The 22084-nt window shown below is 40.3% G+C and carries 25 protein-coding genes; 13 read left to right on the top strand and 12 right to left on the bottom strand.

Going from position 1 to position 22084, the window contains the following annotated elements; genetic code table 11:
- Positions 1-67: 67 nt before the first annotated feature.
- From V7K89_RS09555 to V7K89_RS09535, 5 genes are all read left to right on the top strand, one after another.
- Positions 68-400 (top strand): ArsR/SmtB family transcription factor, encoded by a 333-nt coding sequence (locus tag V7K89_RS09555; protein ID WP_335186548.1) that lies wholly within the window; start codon positions 68-70, stop codon positions 398-400.
- A complete protein-coding gene (locus tag V7K89_RS09550; RefSeq protein ID WP_335186546.1) occupies positions 388-954 on the top strand; it encodes an SRPBCC family protein in 567 nt (188 codons plus the stop codon). The genes V7K89_RS09555 and V7K89_RS09550 overlap by 13 nt, the downstream gene beginning before the upstream one ends.
- Before the next feature lie 98 nt (positions 955-1052).
- A complete protein-coding gene (locus V7K89_RS09545; protein ID WP_335186544.1) occupies positions 1053-1391 on the top strand; it encodes a cupin domain-containing protein in 339 nt (112 codons plus the stop codon).
- An 88-nt stretch (positions 1392-1479) separates the two neighbouring features.
- A complete protein-coding gene (gene clpP / locus V7K89_RS09540; RefSeq protein ID WP_335186542.1) occupies positions 1480-2088 on the top strand; it encodes an ATP-dependent Clp endopeptidase proteolytic subunit ClpP in 609 nt (202 codons plus the stop codon).
- A gap of 49 nt (positions 2089-2137) precedes the next feature.
- Positions 2138-3163 (top strand): NAD-dependent epimerase/dehydratase family protein, encoded by a 1026-nt coding sequence (locus V7K89_RS09535; RefSeq protein ID WP_335186540.1) that lies wholly within the window; start codon positions 2138-2140, stop codon positions 3161-3163.
- On the opposite strand, the gene V7K89_RS09530 is transcribed toward V7K89_RS09535, so the two are convergent.
- Positions 3124-3969: a DNA adenine methylase gene (locus tag V7K89_RS09530; protein ID WP_335186538.1), complete on the bottom strand. Its 846-nt coding sequence runs from the start codon at positions 3967-3969 to the stop codon at positions 3124-3126. The genes V7K89_RS09535 and V7K89_RS09530 overlap by 40 nt on opposite strands.
- Positions 3970-4118: 149 nt before the next feature.
- On the opposite strand from V7K89_RS09530, the gene V7K89_RS09525 reads away from it, so the two are divergent.
- A complete protein-coding gene (locus V7K89_RS09525) occupies positions 4119-4298 on the top strand; it encodes a high light inducible protein (protein ID WP_335186536.1) in 180 nt (59 codons plus the stop codon).
- A gap of 102 nt (positions 4299-4400) precedes the next feature.
- Here the strand turns inward: V7K89_RS09525 and V7K89_RS09520 are convergent, their stop codons facing one another.
- The 4 genes from V7K89_RS09520 to V7K89_RS09505 form a co-directional block, all read right to left on the bottom strand.
- Positions 4401-5492: a hypothetical protein gene (locus V7K89_RS09520; RefSeq protein WP_335186534.1), complete on the bottom strand. Its 1092-nt coding sequence runs from the start codon at positions 5490-5492 to the stop codon at positions 4401-4403.
- 116 nt (positions 5493-5608) lie between these two features.
- Positions 5609-8584, bottom strand: coding sequence for a molecular chaperone (locus V7K89_RS09515; protein ID WP_335186532.1), 2976 nt, complete (start codon positions 8582-8584; stop codon positions 5609-5611).
- 513 nt (positions 8585-9097) lie between these two features.
- Complete coding sequence (locus V7K89_RS09510; protein ID WP_335186530.1) at positions 9098-9958, bottom strand: Rpn family recombination-promoting nuclease/putative transposase; 861 nt, start codon at positions 9956-9958, stop codon at positions 9098-9100.
- A gap of 63 nt (positions 9959-10021) precedes the next feature.
- Entirely contained in the window at positions 10022-12556 is a 2535-nt protein-coding gene (locus V7K89_RS09505) for a proteasome protein (RefSeq protein WP_335186528.1), read from the bottom strand.
- 931 nt (positions 12557-13487) lie between these two features.
- Between V7K89_RS09505 and V7K89_RS09500 the strand changes: the two genes are divergently transcribed.
- Positions 13488-16001, top strand: a complete 2514-nt coding sequence (locus V7K89_RS09500; RefSeq protein WP_335186526.1) for an ATP-binding protein — start codon at positions 13488-13490, stop codon at positions 15999-16001.
- 379 nt (positions 16002-16380) lie between these two features.
- Positions 16381-17103: a cyclase family protein gene (locus tag V7K89_RS09495; RefSeq protein WP_335186524.1), complete on the top strand. Its 723-nt coding sequence runs from the start codon at positions 16381-16383 to the stop codon at positions 17101-17103.
- A 328-nt stretch (positions 17104-17431) separates the two neighbouring features.
- On the opposite strand, the gene V7K89_RS09490 is transcribed toward V7K89_RS09495, so the two are convergent.
- The 6 genes from V7K89_RS09490 to V7K89_RS09465 all read right to left on the bottom strand — a co-directional run bounded on the left by V7K89_RS09490 (position 17432) and on the right by V7K89_RS09465 (position 18779).
- Positions 17432-17560, bottom strand: a complete 129-nt coding sequence (locus V7K89_RS09490) for a hypothetical protein (protein WP_335186522.1) — start codon at positions 17558-17560, stop codon at positions 17432-17434.
- Positions 17557-17778, bottom strand: a complete 222-nt coding sequence (locus V7K89_RS09485) for a hypothetical protein (RefSeq protein ID WP_335186520.1) — start codon at positions 17776-17778, stop codon at positions 17557-17559. Before V7K89_RS09485 ends, V7K89_RS09490 begins: the two co-directional genes overlap by 4 nt.
- 33 nt (positions 17779-17811) lie before the next feature.
- Positions 17812-18036 (bottom strand): hypothetical protein, encoded by a 225-nt coding sequence (locus V7K89_RS09480; RefSeq protein WP_335186518.1) that lies wholly within the window; start codon positions 18034-18036, stop codon positions 17812-17814.
- A 12-nt stretch (positions 18037-18048) separates the two neighbouring features.
- Positions 18049-18342 carry a hypothetical protein gene (locus V7K89_RS09475; RefSeq protein ID WP_335186516.1) on the bottom strand — a complete coding sequence of 98 codons (294 nt, stop codon included), beginning with the start codon at positions 18340-18342 and terminating at the stop codon, positions 18049-18051.
- A 69-nt stretch (positions 18343-18411) separates the two neighbouring features.
- Entirely contained in the window at positions 18412-18597 is a 186-nt protein-coding gene (locus tag V7K89_RS09470) for a hypothetical protein (protein ID WP_335186514.1), read from the bottom strand.
- Entirely contained in the window at positions 18594-18779 is a 186-nt protein-coding gene (locus V7K89_RS09465; RefSeq protein WP_335186512.1) for a hypothetical protein, read from the bottom strand. The genes V7K89_RS09470 and V7K89_RS09465 overlap by 4 nt, the downstream gene beginning before the upstream one ends.
- Positions 18780-19068: 289 nt before the next feature.
- Between V7K89_RS09465 and V7K89_RS09460 the strand changes: the two genes are divergently transcribed.
- The 5 genes from V7K89_RS09460 (at position 19069) to V7K89_RS09440 (ending at position 21397) form a co-directional block, all read left to right on the top strand.
- Positions 19069-19470 carry a hypothetical protein gene (locus tag V7K89_RS09460; protein ID WP_335186510.1) on the top strand — a complete coding sequence of 134 codons (402 nt, stop codon included), beginning with the start codon at positions 19069-19071 and terminating at the stop codon, positions 19468-19470.
- Positions 19471-19589: 119 nt separating this feature from the next.
- Positions 19590-19850, top strand: coding sequence for a hypothetical protein (locus tag V7K89_RS09455; protein ID WP_335186508.1), 261 nt, complete (start codon positions 19590-19592; stop codon positions 19848-19850).
- Between the two features lie 3 nt (positions 19851-19853).
- Positions 19854-20060, top strand: coding sequence for a hypothetical protein (locus V7K89_RS09450; RefSeq protein ID WP_335186507.1), 207 nt, complete (start codon positions 19854-19856; stop codon positions 20058-20060).
- Positions 20061-20146: 86 nt separating this feature from the next.
- Positions 20147-20887: a hypothetical protein gene (locus tag V7K89_RS09445; RefSeq protein WP_335186505.1), complete on the top strand. Its 741-nt coding sequence runs from the start codon at positions 20147-20149 to the stop codon at positions 20885-20887.
- A gap of 63 nt (positions 20888-20950) precedes the next feature.
- Positions 20951-21397 (top strand): DUF4102 domain-containing protein, encoded by a 447-nt coding sequence (locus tag V7K89_RS09440; protein WP_335186503.1) that lies wholly within the window; start codon positions 20951-20953, stop codon positions 21395-21397.
- 259 nt (positions 21398-21656) lie between these two features.
- On the opposite strand, the gene V7K89_RS09435 is transcribed toward V7K89_RS09440, so the two are convergent.
- Positions 21657-21839 (bottom strand): hypothetical protein, encoded by a 183-nt coding sequence (locus V7K89_RS09435; RefSeq protein WP_335186501.1) that lies wholly within the window; start codon positions 21837-21839, stop codon positions 21657-21659.
- Positions 21840-22084 lie beyond the last annotated feature (245 nt).

Here is a 22084-nt window from a genome sequence, read left to right as displayed (position 1 = left end):
CATTTAAGCAATTACTTATGTATTCTATAAATAGTTAAGCATTTGCTTAAATATATGGTTAATAGGAATGAGTAGACCTGCTGCCAGTGCGGATGTTTTTGTGGCGATCGCAGATCCCACACGCAGGGCGCTACTGGATCTGTTACGTAGTGGTGAGCAACCAGTCAAAGAACTAGCCCAGCCATTTGCCATGAGTTTGCCAGCGATTTCTCAGCACTTACAGATTCTTTGCGAAGCAGGCTTAGTACAAATGCGGAAAGCAGGGCGACAGCGTTTTTATCGGCTAAACCCGGAGCCATTGAAACAGATATCTGAATGGATTGCTGATTACGAGCAGTTTTGGCAAGAAAAACTCGATGCCCTTGGCAATTATTTGGAGGAAAATTCATGCTCCGATTGAATATGGAAGTGTTTTATCCCTATCCTCCCCAACGGGTTTGGCAGGTACTTACTAACCGCGAGGCATTGGCAGTATGGCTAATGGAAAACGACTTTGAGCCGCGTTTGGGACACAAATTTCGATTTGTGCATTCTACACTGCCAGGGTTAGAGGGAGAAATAGACTGTCAGGTAATTGAACTCGATGAGCCAAGACGACTGGCATTCACTTGGCAAGATAGTATGATGTGCCAACCTTCAGTTGTTACCTGGACAATCCAACCCGTAGTTGGGGGTACGAAACTTCTACTCGAACATAAAGGTTTGATTCAAAAAGCCATCAAGCTCAATGAACCAATGGAACTTTCTCAACCGTGGCAAGGCAAATTTATCCATGAGTCTAAGGCAGGGATGCAGACAGTAATACCAAATCGTAGCACTGTATTTTCATCAATACCTGTTGGTAGATATGAGGCATTAGATAGTATCGTTTTTAGTTATTTTATCAATGGTGGATGGAACTACAGTTTACATGAAAAACTACCGCAAATCTTAGCTACACTCTGCACAAATTAAAATGGTAATTCACATATTGCACGTCATATCTACATTTAAATTCAAAGCAGACGAATATTACCCAAGCTAAATTAAATTGAGCTTTTGGAAAATTCAATATGAATAAGCAGACTTTTGTTGATACAGAAGCTGAAACATGGTTTGAGTTTCAGTCTGTTCCAGGTACAAAATTATTGCCATTAGCTGAACCAGTGCCAAAAGGTTCAATTCATAGACTAAAAATGATTGCTGGCACAGTGATTCCAGTTCACTATCATCCATGTGATGAATATGTTTATGTTTTGAATGGAACTATTGAAACTGCTGGACGTGAATGCAAAGCAGGAACATTTTGGTTTACGCCTGCTCATACCCAGAATGGACCTCACAAAGCAATTACGTCCGTTGAAATTATGACAATTCGTCTTGGTGAGATGGGAAGATTTGAGGAGTTATAAAAATCCTAATTATTCAAAAAATAGCATAAGCATTTTATGAAAAACTATGTTTTGAATAAAAATTTTATCTTACTTGGAGATATCAAATATGAATTCTCAAATTCAAATCAGCATCCCAATGATTATTCAACAATCAGAAAGAGGGGAGCTAGCATTAGACATTTATTCACGCTTACTTGCAGAGCGAATTATCTTTTTGCGAAATGAAGTTACAGATGAGACAGCTAACCTCATCGTTGCCCAAATGCTATTTCTTGATGCTGAAGATCCAGACAAGGATATCACATTGTATATTAACAGTCCTGGAGGCTCGGTGACAGCAGGAATGGCTATTTACGATGCCATGAATCAAATTCGTTCAGAAGTATGTACTGTATGCATCGGTACTGCTGCTTCAATGGGATCATTCTTGCTTGCTGCTGGAACTAAGGGTAAAAGATATGCTCTACCAAATGCTCGAATTATGATTCATCAACCATTAGGAGGCGCTCAGGGAAAAGCATCTGATATTGAAATTGCAGCCAAAGAAATTTTGTATTTCCGCCAATTAATTAACACAATACTCGCTGCCAATACTGGTAAATCATTAGAGCAGATTCAACTAGATTCTGAACGTGATTTTTTCATGAGTGCTGAAGAAGCAAAAGCTTACGGTTTAATTGACAGTATCATTTTGAAAACATCTGCATCTATTTAATCTGCAAACAACTCTAATATCGACAAATAGTAATGGTATGGAAACCAAAATGAAAATACTCATTATTGGTGGCACAAATTTTATTGGCCCTTCTGTAGTCCGTCAACTGATTGCAATGGGTCATCAAGTGAGCGTATTTCATCGGGGAAAAACTACAATTAACTTACCACCAGGTGTGCATGAAATTTTGGGCGATCGCTCCCATCTTTTAGAGATGAAAAGCAAGTTTAAGCAGCTTGCGCCTCAAGTTGTGGTAGATATGATTGCCTATAACGAACAAGATGCACTAACTTTAACAAACACATTTGAGGATATTGCCCAGCGTGTTGTTGTAATTAGTAGTATGGATGTGTATCGTGCATACGACGTGCTTTGGAGTAAGGAATCTGATATTGTGCCTGTACCACTTACCGAAGATTCGCTCCTACGCCAACAACTTTATCCATACCGGGAAATGCCCTCTAGACCTATTAATGTGCCAATTGATTATGAAAAGATTCTGGTGGAGCGGGTAGTGATGGCATCCAACTTACCTGGAACGATTATACGCTTGCCAATGGTATATGGTTCCAGAGATATCCGACATCGCCTGTATTCCTATCTTCAGCGGATGGATGATAAGCGTCCTGCAATTGTTTTAGAAGACAGTACCGCTCGATGGCGTGGCTCTTATGGCTATGTTGAGAATGTAGCGTATGCGATCGCACTAGCAGCAACAAACGAACGCGCGACTAATCGTATTTATCATGTCGCTGATGTCGAAGCACTTACTGAAGCTCAACGCATCACCAAAATCGGGAAAATAGCAGGATGGCAGGGTAAAGTTGTTATCGTACCCAAAAGCCAGTTACCAACAGAGTGGAAGTTGCTTCTCAATACAGAGCAAGATTGGTTTGTAGACTCGACTCGTATCCGTCAAGAGTTGGGATATAAAGAAATTGTGCCGTTAGATGAAGCATTACGGCGAACTATTGATTGGCAGCGAACTTATTCACCTCAAGAACCGCAGCAGTTTGCAGTACCGTGGTTGCTGGACTATGCAATAGAAGATGCGATTTTGTCTAAATTCCGTTGAACTTCATAGTTAGTAATAAATAGCTCTTTTCCTTTAGCTGCACCACTTTGTTTATAATTATTCATGCCATACTGTAATTCCCACTCTGAAATATTAGCCCATTGAAAGTTTTCTATAATTTGCGTTGAATTGTCGTAGGTAATTAGCCAGCGATGATGACATTGTTGTAAAAGTTCAGCAAATCTCTGATGTTCAAAAGAAGTGTGTAAGTAACCATCTTTACCATATAGCTTTGATTTTGTAGCAATAAAATATGGTGGATCTAAAAATAAAAATACATCTTTACCCTCTGATTTCAATAGATAGCTATAATCTAAATTAGTAATTTGGACGTTTTTTGATAAGATATTTTCTAACTTTTCGAGTCGTTCTATTGAAGAATCAGTAAATCTTTTATGGAAAGCTTCTTGGGAAAAACCACCTGATTCTACAGTTCCAGAAAAAGTAATTCTATTAAGGACGAAAAAACGAATAGCTCTTTCTAAATCAGATAGTGTACTGACATCTACACTGGTCAATTCTAAAAACAATAATTTGCCATCTGTATACTTTACTTTTATATGGCGAATTTCTTTAACTAATTGAACTATATCAGATTGAGCAAATTTCCAGAATAAGAAGAGTTCGCGGTTTAAATCGTTAATCCAAATTTTGAGATCGGGAAACTTTTGTCTGAAATAAATGAATACAGAACCACCACCCACAAAAGGTTCTCGAAATTCTGAAAAGCTTTCTGGTAAATATTCAACTATTTGATTTATTGCTTTCGACTTACCACCAGGATATCGTAGAGGGCTTTTAATCATATTTTTGTATAAATTGTAACACAAAATATAATATAAATAGTCTTTAACTAAATTGTGTCCTGAGTTTATGTTGCAATTTTGTAAAAATCTGTTACATTACTTTACATGCAGTCATAACTGTTACAACATAAAAGCTCGGAGTGTTATTTATGGCAAACGTTAAGAAGACTACACCTTCGGTTTCAGAAGATCCTAATGCTTTGCGCTGGGGCTTCACTCCTCAGAGCGAAAACTGGAACGGTCGTTTTGCAATGATCGGTTTTTTATCTGCTGTTATACTTGAAGTGTTTTCTGGTCAAGGAATTTTACACTTCTGGGGCATCCTTTAGATTTAAACGTTTTTACCTTCATTAGATTATGAGGTAAGGCGAGGATTAGTAAAATTGTCTGCCTTGCCTCGTAATCTCAAGAATTAAAAAACTCACCAGCAACTACCTTGATGAGCGAAATATTACACGACCTGGAGATTCTTCTTGATTAATTCGCGCATATACTCGAAGACAAGTTAAGACTTCGCCAGGAATACCACCACAGTCTAGTTGTAAGTCATCCTTGGATACAGCACAGATATCTGCATAAAGTCCCGATAATTGGCGAATTCGCACTTCACTACCTGCATTAATTGCTTCATCAGCGACTTTCTTTAAAATGCGCCGTGATTCATGTTGTAGCTTTCCCCACCAAGAATAGCGTTCAGCCGGTGGTACGAACACTAAAGAATGTATTGCTTCGTCCATGTCAATCCAGGCACGGAGAATTGATAGGGGATCGGTATTTTTTTCAGCTTTTTGGGTGCGTTGGAAGCGATCGCTTAAAGCATCAATATATTGATCGCGCTGTTCTGGTTTGGAGTGTAAGGATATGACATCGAAGCTAAAAACGCTCTTTAAAGCATGATGTAAATCTGGGTCTATTTCGATAAAATTCATATATAAAAATAGGAATGCCGCTGGTAAATCAGATGCATTACCTTGAGTAACTAGAGGATTTGAAAGTGGTTGTTGATACAAACTCAGTCCTTGAGCTTGAACAGTACCATTAAGACCGGGGTAGATAATTTCATCACGGATAAAAGGAAGTTGATAAAGGTTAGAATTATCTGCGATCGCACCAACTTCTTGAGCTAAATTTAGAGTGCGCGATCGCCAAGTTGCAGCTAAATCTTCTGGGACTCGCAGCAGTTTGCGTTGAATCTCATTCCATAAATCTGAATCTGTTTGGCTTTGCAGTTGGGAATTACCCAGATAATAACTGAGTTCTGTGTCAGAATTAAAAGCTTCTCGCAGGTGACTTAGTTTTAACTCATCTGGCGCATCTTCCCAATCAGTATTTTGCTGTGGGGGTGCAGGTTGCAACAGGCTATGAAGTTCTTGCAGCACATAATCACATATTTTAGATCCTGGATCTAGTGGCAATTCTGTACGAGCCTGATTCAAAGTAGCCTCTAGTCCATACAAACTAAACCGCAGTAATTGGGCTAACTCTGAGTTTTCTATCTCTAATAATTGACGCAAGTGCTGCATGAATATCACCTCCAAATATTACCTATATATGATTCGTAGCGAATTAAGCTTGGCAAACTTCTGCGCCCCTTTTTGTTTAAAAATATTAGTTTTTTCAACGCAGAGGTTTAATGCAATTAATGTATGCCGCAAAAGGGATCGCGTTCTTTATCAACTTCATTAGGTTGTAACTCTAATTCAGCACGATAAACGCATCCTTCCTCCTGTAAGCATTCTTGATTTTGTGATGTCCAGTAAGGCACTTCGCCAGCGTGCATCCTTAGAATACCTCGATCGTCGAGAGTTACACGATATTGGCAAGGGTAATCTGTGGTTACATCTGGTTTGCTGAGTGCACCAATTCTGATCCATTTTTTGCTGTTGGTTTCAGCATCTGTTTGATAAACATAGAAAGTGTGCTGTCCAGTTTGGGGGAATGGAGGTAAGGGATTACTAATTAACCCAATTCCTGGTTGCGTCACCCCATCGCGCAAATAGTGAAATTTATGAAACGTTCTGCTACCATCATTTCCAACTTCAAATACAAGATGATAAGCATCTGGTTGATCGACAGTTGCTGACTCAATAACATTGACGGCAATATCACCATCATTTAAGTCTTTATTGAAGCGTTCTACAGCAATATTCCAATTTAATTTACCATCAGCAAATAGTGCAGAATTTTCTGAAACTACCGATTCTAAATCAATGCCAGAAATATCAATTAAGTAATGAGGATTTCCTTGACAAAGCAATACGTTAAATTCGAGGGTTTGGTCAATTTCAAACTGGACTTTGATTTTTCTCAGAAATTCTACTTCTGACATTTCCAGTTGATTCATCAGATTTTTGCCGTCAAAGCTTCCCCAAAGTCGTAAATCTCCTTCTTCGTAGTCCTGACGGTAGATAATATTAGTTAATTGTATACCTTGCCAATGAGTACGAACTTTAGCAACAGTTTCCCAAGGTGCAAGTTGATAAAGTTCTTGTCCAGCTTTGAATATAGTTAGTAAATCGTTGCTTTGGGTTTTGCGTTTGAAGTTGCAGGGTAAATAATAAAACAGGTTTTTGACATCAATTTCTAGCTGGTTGGCTCCCTTACGCAGCAAGCTTTTAGACTCTTCTGGATCAAATCTCAATCTTCGCAATTTCTCAGCATAGCAAGCACCGGCGGAGGTAGCTAGCTTAGTAAATTCCAACACAAAGGTAATTCGTTCTGGATTCCAGACAAAATATGGAGACTTACTAAATTCTTGATAAATTTGGCGCTGCACTATGTCTAAATTACAAGTTTTTCCAGATAAAATTAACCAATCAACTTTTTGGGGATTCCAAGAATCTTTGGTGATATCATCGGGACACAAACGACTTTCCATTAATCCTTGGGCAATTCCGATCGCTTCTTTAATTCCTGAAGCGGCGGCTCGTTCAAATTGCTGGTTGTCTAGAGTGATGCAGATATTATTTGGATCTTTGACTTGCAATTTAACGGTACTTTGGATGAGCAATTCAGAAATTTGCTGCTCAGAAAGTGTGAATGTTAATAGAGAATTCTCTGCTGGTGGCTTTTGCCCAAGTTTTAGTTTAGCTGCTTCTGCATATTCCCAGAGGAGATAAAAGGATTGCAGACGTTGAGGTGCTTGTTGCCAACGAGTGGGCAATACTTTCTCAGCAGTGTCAAGAGCATCTTTGTAAGCAATATCGCCTTCTGGATTCTCTTTATCCAGACATTTTAAAAGACTGCCAGTTTTGAATTTACCTTGTTCTAAGAAACGCTCGTTTAATTCAGAGTTAATTAAATCTTCTAGCTTTTCGCTTTCTAAATCGCCGATCGTTACTGCTATCAACAGAAAGTCTGCGATCGCAACTTTTAATAATCTAAAAATTCGCAGTGTAATTAACTCACCACCTAACTGTAAATGACCAGATGAACCTAATAGTTTGGGGGTAAGTTTATAATAACGTCCTCCTAAACCTCGGTCTTCATAATCAGTAAAAGCTGGGGTTTTATCTTCTAAAGTCAGTTCAATTAAAGCTAAGTCTGTAGTTCCCCCGCCAATATCCAAGACGAGGACATTTTGTGACCATTTGTTTCCTACTTGGCGACAACGAGTTTTGAATGACTCAATCCCAATATTGAGATTACCGCCAAATTCTCGCCATAAAAAGAATATTGCCACAGAAATGGCTTCGTCATAAGCAGTTTGTACATCATCAATTCCTAACTGCTCAACTAATTCCCTAACTTCCTTGCGAACAACTGGTGGGGCGACAGTAGGGTAGGTGACAACTGCTGTTAAAAAATCTCCTTCAGAAAATCTGCGTCGTGCGTGTTGGCGGTAGTCTTCAGTTAACTCGATTAAATGCGCCCAAGCAGATTGGATTAGTTGGTTAGCGGTAATTGTTTCTTCTTCACCATCTAAAACAACTGAAAACGATCGCTGCTGACCAAAATAGCGTTTAGGTGAATGGTGAAACCTGCTGATAATTTCTTTTAAAGAACCGCTTGTACCTTGAGCGATCGCTTTTTTTCGGTTATCTCTAGCTTCTCTACCCATCCGCAGTTTTAAGTTCCCTAAGTACGAAATTTCCGACTCGCTGGGAATTTCTGTATCGCGGCGATCAATATCTAACACAACTGGGATCAGATTTTGCGACTCTAGAGTAGGGACGCGGAACACCTGATGATAGATTTGGTAAAGTTTTTTGCTGACAGCCCGGCGGAATCTCTCGCTGTTTCCTAAAGAAAGTTCAATTTGGCGAATTGCTTCTAAAAATCGCTCTTTATTATCACTTTCAAATACTTCACTCAATTGGCTGGGTTCTATCTCCAGGTTTCTACTAATTTCTGTGATAAATTTTGCCCAATCATCAGCACTGACATCTGGTAAAGCGACTGAGGCGGGAGAACTTAACCATTGTGATAAGCGATCGCGCAACCGCATTTCTTGTTCTTTGGGTAAAATTTCTGCGATCGGTACTTCAATTGGATCGAAAAGTGTCACTGTCGAATTCGACGTACCAAAATCTAAAGCAAACCATCCCGGAAATCTTTTTTGTAGTTTCTCACTTGGTTCTTGCTCGCTATATTTGTTGAGTTGAAAAGGGTTCATTATAGTATCACTTTCTGTTTTTTGTTTTATACCTGGCTAAAAACTGTAATGTTGTATCATAAAATTACAAATTTAGAGAATCTTTGGTCTTGTACCACTGATTCTCTTTAGCACTGGCTTTTTTTTGGTGCAATATCTACGTAGGGCTACGCTTTTATATAGAAAGGACGTAGGCATAGCCCAAATTAGGCATCGCTATGAAAATTGCAGCAGTTATTAAGTTGATGTTGAAGATTCTTGCTCAGTTGCTAGCTTTACTTGTTCGACTTGTTCGATAATTAAATTAAGTAACTGGGCAACTTCTTCTATAGAAATACCATAAGCTAAGAACCAAGGTATAAGTTCAAGTTTTACTTGTTCTCGTTCCTTCTTCTAGTGCTTGTTTTAGTCCTTCTTGTCGTCCTCCTTCTTTAGCTTCTCGATAAACCCTAGTTTCTTGTAACTTAATTTCAAACATCACCTCTACTTCTTCACTATTTAAGTTTGCAAATTTATAATCAGTAATTGTTGTGATTACTGAGCTGCAAGCCTTACTTGTTCGATGGTTAAATTAAGTAATTGGGCAACATCTGCCATCGACATACCACTAGCTAATAACTGAGGTACAAGTTCAAGTTTTGCTAGTTCTCGTCCTTGTTGTAGTCCTTGTTCTAGTCCTTGTTCTAGTCCTTGCTGTAGCCCTTGTTGTAGTCCTAGTTTTAATCCTTGTTCTAGTCCCTCTTGTTTTGCTTCTTGATAAACCCTAGTTTCTTCTAACTTAATTCCTAACATTGTCTCTACCTCTTCACGACTTAAGTTGGTAAATTTATAAACTGCGATTGTTGTAATTACATCTATTATCTCCTCCTTAGCTAAAATAGTTATCTGTTCTTGTTGCACCCGCTCAATTAAACGTTTCGCTTCTTGCACTATTTGAATCTCTGAGGCAATAGTTAATTGCATCAAACTAATACCTATTCTTTGCTCATTAGGACTACCTAACTCATCTAAATAAATCCGTTGTACTTGAGAACTGTTCAGTAGCGATCTGTGAATAGTAGTGTTTTGTGGTTCCAAGCTGCGAGATTGTAAAATAATTACTCCGTACCAGTCATCGTAAAGCGACGGGTTGCGATACATATACAGCAGGGATTCTGAGAAAAAGCGATAGTATAGTAACTCATCCTTTTGGAATTGTACCTCAGCAAAAAAGATTATCTGAGATGTTGCATTCGGTGGAGGTAAAAATACCCCATCAATCCGAAATGTTGGTTCTTTAACTTCAACTGATTCAAAGCGATAGCTAGCAGCTTCAGCTGGTGGCTGTTCTACTAACTCGAAAAGCAACCCTGGAACACGCTTGAAAATAGTATAAAAAATCGCATCACGTCTCACAAACACATCCTCATATTCCTACCCGATCGCAATCAGTCCTTTTGTGAGTTGGCTGATTTCAAATCAACCTGAGTAAGAAACAGCAGCAATTTCGGAAATAATCTGTAACCAAGTAGGAATTTGGATCTCAGATGGCAATTCCCCAGCTGCCAAATATCTCAACAAAGCTTCTTTTTTTGATAGGTTTTGTAGACTAGGAATAATTTGATCCAAAATACCTTCTAGTTCAGAATTAATTTGCCGATTAACTTCGCTAACATACTGCACAAGATGCAGGCTGGCACTAGTAGTAATTTCATCTCGCAGCCGCAGTACTAAAAGTTGATGATTGCTCGATCTAGGTAAGCCTTGGCTTTTCTCTGGTGCCCAATCAAAGATTTGACCAACGTTGTGTTTATCATCTTGACGTGCTAAAGGAAAGATAATTTCGGGTACAACGGTTTTATCTTTACTACTGATTTCAGCGATAATTGCTTCTTTCCATTCATTAGGGTTGCATCCTAGTAATAATTTGTAAAACAGATCCGCGTCTTCAAAACCAAATTTTTCTTCAATTTCTTGTTCCATTTCTGGGTGGAAAAATGCCTGCAATTGTTCGCGTTCTGGGGCAATATAATTTGATAATTGGTTCAATAAATCTACCACTGCTTGATGAATGCGATCGCGGGCAAAATATTCTACTTCTTTAACGGTTTTTTCAAATACTGGATAAAAATCATCACTTTTAGTCGGAAGGGAAGTATTTACACGGTTCCCTCGATCGAATAATTTCCCAGCTGCACCTTTAGATTCTGCCAGAGCGATCGCTCCATTATTGGCTTTGTTGAAGAGTAAAGTCCACTGGTTCCAATTGAGGATTTTAAAAGTAAGTTCGTCTTTTACTACATCGCTGACAACAACACCGCGTCGGTCTTTGAGTGGTTCTTTGCCAATATCTTTTTGGAAATTTCTGTAGATTTTATCTAAGCTTTCGACCAAAAAACGCAATTTAATAAAAGCGGGACTATCGCCTGTGGGGATGCCTTGCTCGTGAATTTCATCTATGATGTCTTTCAAGTAATCTTGTTGCTGACTCACCACATCAGCAGCTCTTTTAGTATCTTCATACAGTTGCTTCAAACCATGAGTAGCTACGTGAGTTTGAATCAATTCCCGCAGCTTACTAAGTCCCCCATCTTGAACAAAGTAACCCAACTGTCTGCCCAAATAGCTACGGGTGTTAGATTCTAACAGATGTTTACTTAATAGCTCCCATTTATCTTGTAGCCGTATAGACCGATCTAGATAATCAGGATAGTCCAAGTTAGTCAAAAACTCTGGCGATCCAGCTTTCACGCTACTAGAACGTTTTGCCAATTCAGCCAATCCCAATAGTGGCGACAGTAAAACGATGCGGTCTTTTTGAGTTGTAAATGCTTGTGCGCCATCAATGGTAGTTTGCAGAACTTTGAGTTTTTGAAGAACCGTTTCTTCCTGCAAATATGAGCTATCTTCAATCAATTGATCGAGTTCCCTTTCGCCACCCTCGCTATCTAGAGGTAGTTGATCGAAGCGACCCACACCGACGAGAATTAAATCTTTCAGGTCTTGTCCCGGTCGCTGCTGCTGCATCATCGTGAAGATTTTATTGGCGCGATCGCTCCCAGGAGATTTACCATTTAGCAATACCAAAATTGTCTGTACTTCTGCCAATTCCCGCAATGACAAAAAGGTATCCCTAGCCCCCGAATTAGCAGCCCCCAATCCCGGAAAGTCGATGAGAATAAATTTAGCTGCATCTGCAAAATCCCAAATTTCTCGTGAGATTTTCACATCGATATCTACGCGACGGATCAGTGGGAAGCTGTTTTGCAATAACTTTGTTGGTAGCCTCTGGGGTGGACTCGGTAATCGGATATGCGCTGGAGGTAGATCCTCAAATTTCAAAGTTTGGATTGCCATTGGCTGTTCAACGAGCTGTAGCCCCTGACGAGCGGTGATAGCATCAATTTGGTAATGCCCACCACACATAACCTCCCCATAAGCTTGATAAGCCCGTAGGAATAGTACCAACTCTCTCAGTAAATAACGTAGCTCTAAATTGTTACTGCTATTCCATGCTTCTTCACACCAGCTAATAATATCGTTGCCAGAGTTGAGTTTTGATACTGGTATCGGAGGAAGCCCTGCTGCTGTCGTTCGTTTATTGGCTTCCCCTAGCATGAAGCGTAAACACTCATGTACTCCTTCATGAGAAAGATACTCTACTGTAAAGTTACTTAATTGAGTGGTTGCAAAATCGTTTTGCGGAATAATATGTATGGCGGTAACATTACCTGTAGTAGGGTTTTCACTGACTGGCAAAGCATCTGCATATCCAATTAGACTGCCTAAAAGTAAGGTTTTTCCACTACTAAATTCCCCCATTACACCAATTTTGACAGGCGAAGTTGCCAGGTCTACAGTTTTCTGGGCAGCCGATCGCAAACGAAGAAGACAGTCATCAAGACTAGCTGGAACCCAATCTTCTTGTTTAGAAGGGTACTGGGGCACAGAATCTATCTTTCGGAGGATGAATTCGCCGTACTCCTTAAAACGGCCCAGTTGATCTGGTTCCATAAAATAGTTTCCGCCTAACATTAATTTCTGTGAGCTTTATAACATATAAAATGCAATTACCAGCCATTGTTGCAACCAGTTGATATCACATTTAGCATTTCTCTCATTTAATTTGCGATTTTGCTATAGCAATCCTAAATCATTCGTGAGATTTGTGAATTGTGTTTTTGTTCTCTTTTTCTTGGCATACTTCTCTACGAGATGCTGCGCGTACACTTAGTATCTTGTAGAGAAGACAGTTCCTCATCATCCATTTTCATAACTCAGATAGGATTATTGCTATATAAGGCATTTTGACTAGTCAAGACAATTTTAAAAAATTGGGTTTTGTTGTGAACAGTAAAAAATAATACATCGATCATCATCCAGGATTAAAAATAAACAAAGTTGGTTTTTATACCAATTATTGGTTGAAAACTGCTTAATACAGATGTAGCAATCAAACTCTTTTATACCCCTGATTTTAAGCAAGTTAGAGCCATCAGCCAGATTTTAATTCATACTGAATTCTTCTTGATAAAAAATCAATATTTATTTGGGATAAAAATCTTGATTATTGTGAATTTATGATAAAGATGTAAACGCCTGTCCAGAGAATCATAGAGTTCCCGTAAAGATAAATTGGGTTGTTGAGGAATGCAATTATATAGCTAAGATAAATTGATCGGTGATTCTAAAAATCAACAAAGTCAAACAAGATGACTGATATCTAGATAGTTTAAATTTCACAAAAAAGGCTGGAGTTAATCTTAATGGTAACTTCAGCATCTTTTCAATTAATTTACAGGAAAAGAGGGATTGCTGCATATATAAAAATAAATAAAGTATTAAGATCGTTAGCAGGTTGGCATAAACAAGATTATATCCATGTATTAAGAATTATATTTTCAGACTATTACCTTAATAATTTAGGCAGAGCAGGCAGGCAAAAGTGTTTTCTAAAAAGGTGCAGAGCTACGTTAAACAAATCATAGTTGAAGAGGAAGAAATACAACAGGATGAAAAAGTATTTTGTCAGCAGGCGGATATTGCTCCTCTGATGATTTGGATGTCTGGATGCAATGCACTTTACTGTTACTTCAATTCTAATTGGCTGAAATTTACTGGAACACTTCTAACAACAGCCGCGTCTGCACCTGCACCAGAAGAGGAAATAGGCAATATTTGGACTGGCAGCGTCTATCCAGAAGATAGACAGCGGTGCGAAGATATATACTTGAGAGCATTTGCGACGCATGATTCCTTCCAGAGGCAATATCGCCTGCGTCGAGCTGATGGCGAATATCGCTGGATTTTAGATACAGCCGCGCCACGATTTGCAGCAGATGGTAGCTTTGTCGGTTACATCGGTTATTGTATCGATCTAACATATTGTATCGATCTAACAGAAGTGCCGATAGGGATAAGTCAACCTTCCCTAACAGAAAGCTACTTGCCATCGACAAATTCCTCTCGTCGCTTACGTAAAATTACAGGTAGAGAGCGGGCAACAGAATTAGCAAAAGCATTAGAGCAACTGCAAGCTGAAATTACAGAACGCCAAGCAGTTGAAGCACAGTTACGCCAAAAAACATCAGAATTTGCAGCAATTTTGCAACTGCTTCCTGATGTGTACTTTCGTCTTGATGCTGATGGAAGTATTCTGGATTACAAGCCAGCAAAGATAGAGAATTTGGATATTTTACCAGAAGATTGTCAGGGCAAGAGTTTACGAGAATGCTTACCGACTGCTGTAGGCGATCGCTTCTACCAAGCAATAAATCAAGTACTTGAAACTCAATATGAAGTCAGTTTTGAATATACCTTACCTTTACCACAAGAAAATAAAAATTTTGCAGCTAGGTTATTACCATTACCAGACCAGCAAATCATAGTTCTGATCCGCAACACCAGCGACAACATCCAAGCCAAAGAAAGCGCCCAACGAGAAGCACTCCTCAATCGTCTTTCTAATCAGATTCGAGCTTCTTTGGATCTCAATCACATTGTGGAAACCGCAGTGCAGGAGATTCACAATTTATTCCAAATTGATCGCTGCGTCTTCTTTTGGTATCGGCAAGACGCTGATGTACCCTACTGGGAAAGAGTATATGAGGCGAAAAATTCCTTTTTACCCTGTCTGCTTAACCACACAGAAGCAACTAATGCCGAAATCGAACTAATCGCAGCCAAAACCTTGAACGGAGAAATCATCCGTATTGATCGTGCTGAGACTGTAGACGATTCCATAGCACAGCAGTTTTTGCAGGATTTTGGTTTCACTGCCTTTATGTCGTTGCCCGTACACACCCAATCTGGCGAAATTGGTGCATTTAGCTGTGGTTATTATAGTGGCTTTCGCTCTTGGCAGAATAACGAAGTAGAATTACTACAAGCAGTTACAGTTCAATTAGCGATCGCTATTGATCAAGCTAAACTTTACACTCAAAGTCGCATCACTGCCCAAACTGCTCAAGACAAAGCCCAGCAACTAGAAGCAGCACTGCTAGAACTTCAACAAACTCAAACGCAACTGATTCAAACTGAAAAAATGTCCAGTTTAGGACAGTTGGTTGCAGGTATTGCCCACGAAATAAATAATCCTATCAATTTTATCTACGGCAATATTAATCACGCCCGTCAATATATCAAAGACTTGCTGCACTTGGTAGAACTTTATCAACAGAACTACTACCCACCAACACCAGAAATCGATCAACAAATCTACACCATTGATTTAGACTTTATCAGCCACGATTTGCCCAAAATTTTCGATTCTATGAACATGGGAGCCGAACGCATTCGGCAGATTGTCCTATCTTTACGCAATTTTTCTCGCCTTGACGAAGACGGTACCAAACCAGTGGATATTCATGAAGGTATGGATAGCACCTTGCTGCTGTTGCAAAATCGCCTGAAAGCCAAACCAGGACATCCCGAAATCCAAGTAATTCGAGACTACGGCAATCTACCACCAGTAGTCTGTCACGCCGAACAGATGAATCAGGTGTTTATGAATTTGTTGACAAATGCGCTCGATGTCTTGGAAGAGTCATTTATCAATAGTCATTTGTCATTAGTAAACAAAACTGAACAAAGGATAAATGACCAACACAGAAGTCTGAGCGGAGGCTTCCGGCGATCAGAACTTCTCCCAAAAAAGACGCTGCGCGAACAAAGACAAATGACTTTTCCACAAATTCGCATTCGCAGCCTCATTCAAGAAGACCATGTAATCATTAGAATTGCTGACAATGGCCCAGGCATAACTAAGGAAGTACGCAAACGCATATTTGATCCCTTCTTCACTACAAAACCTGTGGGTAAGGGCACGGGTATGGGACTATCAATTAGCTACCAAATTATAGTCCAAAAACACGGTGGAAAAATTCAGTGTATTTCAGCACCAGGAGAAGGTGCTGAGTTTGTTGTGATGATTCCACTAAAGCAAGAACCCTCAACCTAGATATCACACAATAGAGATATAAGTGAAAAAAATGTAGAAACGTAGCACTGCTACATCTCTACAGGGGTTCTGGATAACGCATATTTAATTTCTAGAGTTATCTAATCTTAATCTAAGCTTAATCAAAAATTAACCTAATAGTTGTTAACTTAGATCAACTCACTTTTTGCTGCAACATTTGAACCCCCTCAATAACCTAAAACTTACAGGAATTGGGGGGATTATTTCTTCTAGTATAGGGAATTAGGTTTATAAAACGTTGTAATGGTGGTATTAGCTTTGCGTAGGCGTAGCCCAACCCAGAGGATGTACACAACGAGCTACACCTACGCACCTTAAAAAATAAATACCTGAGTATAATATAAAATAGAAGGCTGGGATGATACAACCGCAAAGTCAAAATAGTATCACCTACACACGCGTTATCCATCTAAGTCATGTAATTGACGTAGATATTCCCCAATGGTCTGGAGATCCCACAGTAGAATTTGAAACTGTGGCTGAACTAAATAATGATGGCTATTACCTGCGGCGTTTCTCTTTGGGGGAACATAGTGCTACCCATATCAACGCCCCTAATAGTTTTCATAGTTCTGCGGTGGGAATTGACCAGTACCCAGCCCAGTCTTTAATTTTACCTGCGGTGGTCATAAATGTTTGTCAAGCTACAGCAGTTAATCCTGATTATGCACTGACTATTGCTGATATTTTGGCTTGGGAAGTAGAATACGGTGAAATTTCTGGTGGTTGCGTAGTTATACTGAATACTGGTTGGCAAAAAAAGTGGTTGGATAAAAGTGCATTTCTTAATCATGATGCTCAAGGGATTCCCCACTTTCCCGGATTTGGTAGCGAAGCGACTCAATTTTTACTGGATGAACGGCAAATCGCTGGGGTAGGAATTGATACTCATGGTGTAGACCCCGGACAGGATAACAGTTTTGCGATTAATCGTCTAGTTTTAGAACAACCGCGCATTGTGTTAGAGAATCTGACAAACTTGGATCAACTGCCACCTAAAGGTACTACTTTAGCGATCGCAGTTCTGAGGTTACGTGGTGGTTCTGGTTCTCCAGTGGGAGTGTTGGCGTTAGTGCCTTAATTTTTGGCGTTGCATAATTGAAGTATGAATTTGAGCGATCGCGATGAAAGGGCCAGTGGTGGCATTAATTGAGGTTAGCTCCTTTGAGGATGCGATGCCTACGGCGGGCTATGCCTACGCAATTCTCAACGATAGCAATTATGGTCTTTCTTCTTCACTCTAATAAGTTGTTGGATGATTAACAACCCCTACAGTAATGTAGGGGTTTGGCATTACTTAATGAATTTCTTCTAAATTGATCACGTACCCGCAATCAATCCAAAAAGCAATTCGTTCTTCAAAATCCTCTGGGTCTATAAATATTTGACCATTAGCACAGTTAGGGCACTCACCGTAATAAATCTAAGTTCCCTTGATTGTCATCCTCGTCATCGTCGTCAGGATCAAATATGGGTCCCGTGATTTGGCTTAATTTTTGGTCAGAAAGCCGAGCATAAACTGGATAATCTTCAGTCATGGTTTTGCGATCGCTCTAGATAATTCCCGAAACAACATATTTGCAACTTTGGACATCAACTTGTTTTGCAAGTGCTTACCGTTAAGCAGTTGTTTGCCAGAACCGTCAACATTCTTTTTGAGCTTTTCCTTATAAGCAGCAATCTCGTTAGCTATGCGATTATCAGGTAGCCGCCCATCAACCTCAATTTTGGTGATCACGTGCTGCCAGAAGTTCATTCGACAAAGGGCGCTACCGGCTCCTTTTTCAACTTACTTGTCGCCGGATTGCTCCAGGACGGTTCCCATACCTAACCTCAGCTTGAAAGCATCACGCGAACGGTTACGTTTAATCCGTTTGACATCACCGGGTAGGAACTTCACCACGGATTTACCATTTTCACGAGTGACTTGTTTTTTCTTCACCTCCCTCACCTCTCGCTCAATCAACTGTTTGCCATTGCTGAGAAACGCTTCAAACGGGTAAATCCGACTCAAGAGCCGGGCTTCTCAGACCAAAATTAAACCCGTCAAAAACCTGGTTGTAGGTTTTGAACTGCTCATCATTGACCAGTGCCTTGAGTTGAGACTCCAGGCGCTGCTCCTCGATATCGATGTCGCAAAGCCACCGTTTGCTCGCGCATCACTTGCTACATCAGTTGGTGAAGCTTTAGACTCAATGGCAATGACCTGAGCAAGACAATTGAATTGAAGGCTGCTCAGGCGTTCTAAGTCAATAATCCATAGTCCTATCTCTTCACCATTTGGCGCGGTGGCTCGCTCCAGGGGAAACGGATCGCGCAACGGTATCCCCGAGGGGAATAAATCTAAAATGTTCTGATCAGGAGGATAGGCGATCGCCTTTTCAATTACTTATTCCTCCTCTGCCTCCTCAAGCCTGTTTCTCTCGTCGTTATCTCCTTCGAGTTTAATCAGCACTTTGTTTTCAACAATGCCTATTGAGTCGATAGAAAATGTTTCCTTCAAATCGTCTTCTAGGACTACCTCCGCATCATCTGGAAATCCTTGCAGCTTCTCAATCAGTTCTCGAATAATCATTCCCCCTCCTCCTCTGGCTCGTCGTCTACGCTTTCGCCGACGATGATGCTCACGGACTTATCTTCAGATTTGAGTTCAATGATCAAAAATTCCTGATCATCGGCAGCGGTTGTTACAGTCACCACTGAGTCAGCTGGAAATTGTTGCAACTTCTCAATTAGTTGTTGAACTGTGGTTATCATTTTGTTTTTTAGTAAATGTGCAGACATCAAAATATCACCGCACAGACAACGCGTGTCAGTACTCCGCTCCTTGGTGATTGAGGGTGTTTCCGCGCTGGGGCACAAGGCAATGGCGCGGGTGCTTGCTCCTGAATATGCCCTCACAGGCTCAATGGCAAAGGTGAGGGGGGAGCTTAGAAAGTATTTTGCTAATGCAGAATACATAATATATATTAAGCATAAGCAGAATTTTTGTCAAGCATTTTGCTCATGCTTAATTATTCTGCTCATGTAAAATGGAGGGAAATACATGGACTCTGTAAATGGGAAGAACGAAAAAATCGGCGGAAGACGTAACGACAGTGGGACTCAAACTAAGTCAGAGTGCGTGGGAGGAGTTGCAAAAGAAAGCCAAGGCAATGGGACTATCGAGATCAGCGTTAATAGAGAAGATAGCTACAGGGGAAATCCAGATTGGAAGCTCGTCCCAATCAGGGACACAACTGCTGGGAAAATCATAGAGCGCCTGGAAGCTTTAGAGAAGCGGCATTTAGAATACGTTCATGCTCATCAAGCTCGGCTAAAGGCGCGGCTGGGAGAAAGTGAAGAAGCTGAAAATCAATTTAAGGAAGAGACAAGCCAGATAAAAAGCGACATTTATCATCTGGTAACTCAGGAAGATAACGAAAATAACGTAATAGAAGTTAAATAAACCGTTCTGCCCACTGTGGCTAGAGCGGTTTTGCATTGTGAGCAATCGCGGTTTGGAGTTTGGGGTGGTGGGTGCGATCGCCAAGTGACCAATGACAAATGACCAATGACAAATGACAAATGATTAACAAAAACCCTGACTCACAAGATATGTACCTGGTGACAAGTTTAATCATCAAGAAACTTTCTAAGCTTGTAGATTACATATCTTGCCTGGAACCGGACTTAGAGGCGAGTGAATTAGCAGCGATCGTGGCATTTCTCATCGATGGACTGCCACAGGTAATTAAGTCGTGCCAGCTGGAAGAAAATATCCACCGAATGGCGGTAAGCCTTAAAAATAGGCGGCAACAGTCGAGTGCTACCACTAACAACCAATGACCAATGAAGAGACAAACCATTTACATTGCTCTTGCCCTAAACCCTGACAATAGATCCCTTGTGCCTCTGTGCTGGCACACGGATAAAAGTAGAGCCGGTGATGTAGCACAGCCCTTACCCAACAAAATGGGCTTTCTTTTTTCGGCGTGGCGGGCTGTAATCATGCTGATTTTGAAGCAGATTCCGGCTTTCCCGATGATCACTGGTTGAACCAAAAGCGGTCTTAAAAAAACCAAAAAGCCACCAGAAGATTTAGCAGATCATGGTGGCTCTCTGAAATAAATAGCAATAGTATCATGACACAAAATTCATTTAAAAACAATCTTCTGTGGACAGAAGAACACGAGGCATACTGTTACAAACATCATATTCCACCCGCTGCAAAAATCCTTTGGCAGTGGCTAATAAGGCAAGGTAAAATAGCCAGCGAGATAGAGCCAGATTTATCAGAATTTAACCTCTGGGTAGCCAAGAATAGAGGTAAACCTTATGCTCACAATTACCTGAAAAAAATATTTGAAATACTGGTATCATGCCGTGTTTTACAAGTAATCAAACAATATTCTTGGAAGAGAACCAAGTTACTTGTTAGACCAATCACATGGTTAAATCCACCGAAAAAACCGCGAGCAAAAAAGTTACAAAACCATAACTCCAGTTATAATTCACAGCCCTCAAATGACATTTCTGCTGAAAACGGGCATAACAGCAGCAGCAATAGTATTACTCCAACTACAGCCGAATCTCTAGAGTTAGAAAGGCAACACGAAATACTGACAGTTTGTGCTGAGTATGAAATATACTTTGACCCTAATAAACGAACAACTAGACATTTATTTGAGTTTGATATTGAAGATGTTCGCAACGCTTTAAAGCACTTTGCTCTTCGTGGTGGCCATCAAGAAATTCGTGATTCTCAAGCATGGTTAATTAGCTGTTTACGTGAGTGTTATTGGGCAGACAACTTGCTTGATTCATCTGGATTTATCGAACTTTTAAAATCTTGGTTCTCTAGCAACCTACCAAGAGATTACTAGGAAATAACTGCATAAAAAAAAACTGCCCCCAAAGGAGCAGCGACCATAATAACCAGTCTGATTATGAACCAACCTACACTTTTTGATTTAGAAGCTTTTACTAAGACTTCACCGCCTACTCCCGTTTACGCTTACGATCCGTTCTGGGATGAACTCGAAACTGTCGCCCAAAATAGTCATAATGTTGGGGAGCAAATCTTAGAATCGGAATCTCCGTGTAAAAATGTTGGGGAGCAAGTTGTAACTGATACCTTAAAATCTGCCCCCCAACACGATACCCACTGGATTGAGGAATACTGGGTTGAGAGATGCTCTCATAAGTACTGGTATTATCGGTACTGCTGGATGCAGGGCCGCAAGATTCACCGCCGTTATCTTGGCAGTGTCAATAGTGTGATTGCAAAAAACAAAAAAGCGGATGTTGAGATTGCGATTAGTGACGGACACTCACCTCAGGAGATTGAAAAGTTAATCCGTCAGCAGCGTGACCATTCGCGATCGCAGTCCTGAATCGTCGTAGCTCATCCCAGCGCTGCGTAGTAGTTGAAGCAGTACAGCTGTATTGATTGGGGTGGAATTCTGCTTTACGCTTCTCAACAAAAGAGTCAATCGCCAGCAAAATGATTTGTTGATATTGATCGGAGCTCAATGGGACTAGTAGCCCACAATCAATTGCTTTGGCGTACTCCAGAATTGCAGTAGCCAAAGTGATCGGCACACGGATATTTTGAGTTTGCCCGTGATGCCAGTGATTTTTCCAAGTTGTACGTCAGTGGCCGCCTCTACGACTCATTGCATTGCCCAATTGCTTTTCACAACGTAGTCTATCAGCCTCTATTGCCTGTTCCAAGGCAAAACGAAAAATGCGATCGCACCGATCAGAGGAAAGTGCGATCGCAAACGCAATGATGTTAGTTTTTACTAATCGAGTCCAGCCTATCTTTAAGAGCAAGCTTTGTCACAAATTTGGGTACACCCGGTCAACTTCATCCCATGCCTGATTGGTCAGATTCTCCAATGCCATAGCCAAATATAAAGGATGGTCATACTCACCCTGCTGTAAGCGCTCGAAAAAAATTTCGATTTGGAGGAATAGCAGGTGATCCCTCTTTTGTTACCTTCGGGGAAGAAAAATAGGAGAAGATTAGCTAGCTATAGACAAATGAATCGGAGAAGCTGGAAAACCATTCATCAATT

Origin of the sequence: Nostoc sp. (assembly GCF_036917515.1) — a bacterium.
In the GTDB taxonomy this organism is placed as follows: Bacteria; Cyanobacteriota; Cyanobacteriia; order Cyanobacteriales; family Nostocaceae; genus Nostoc.
The sequence above is the reverse complement of the archived record's forward strand: the minus strand, read 5'-3'. Positions and strand labels throughout refer to the sequence as shown.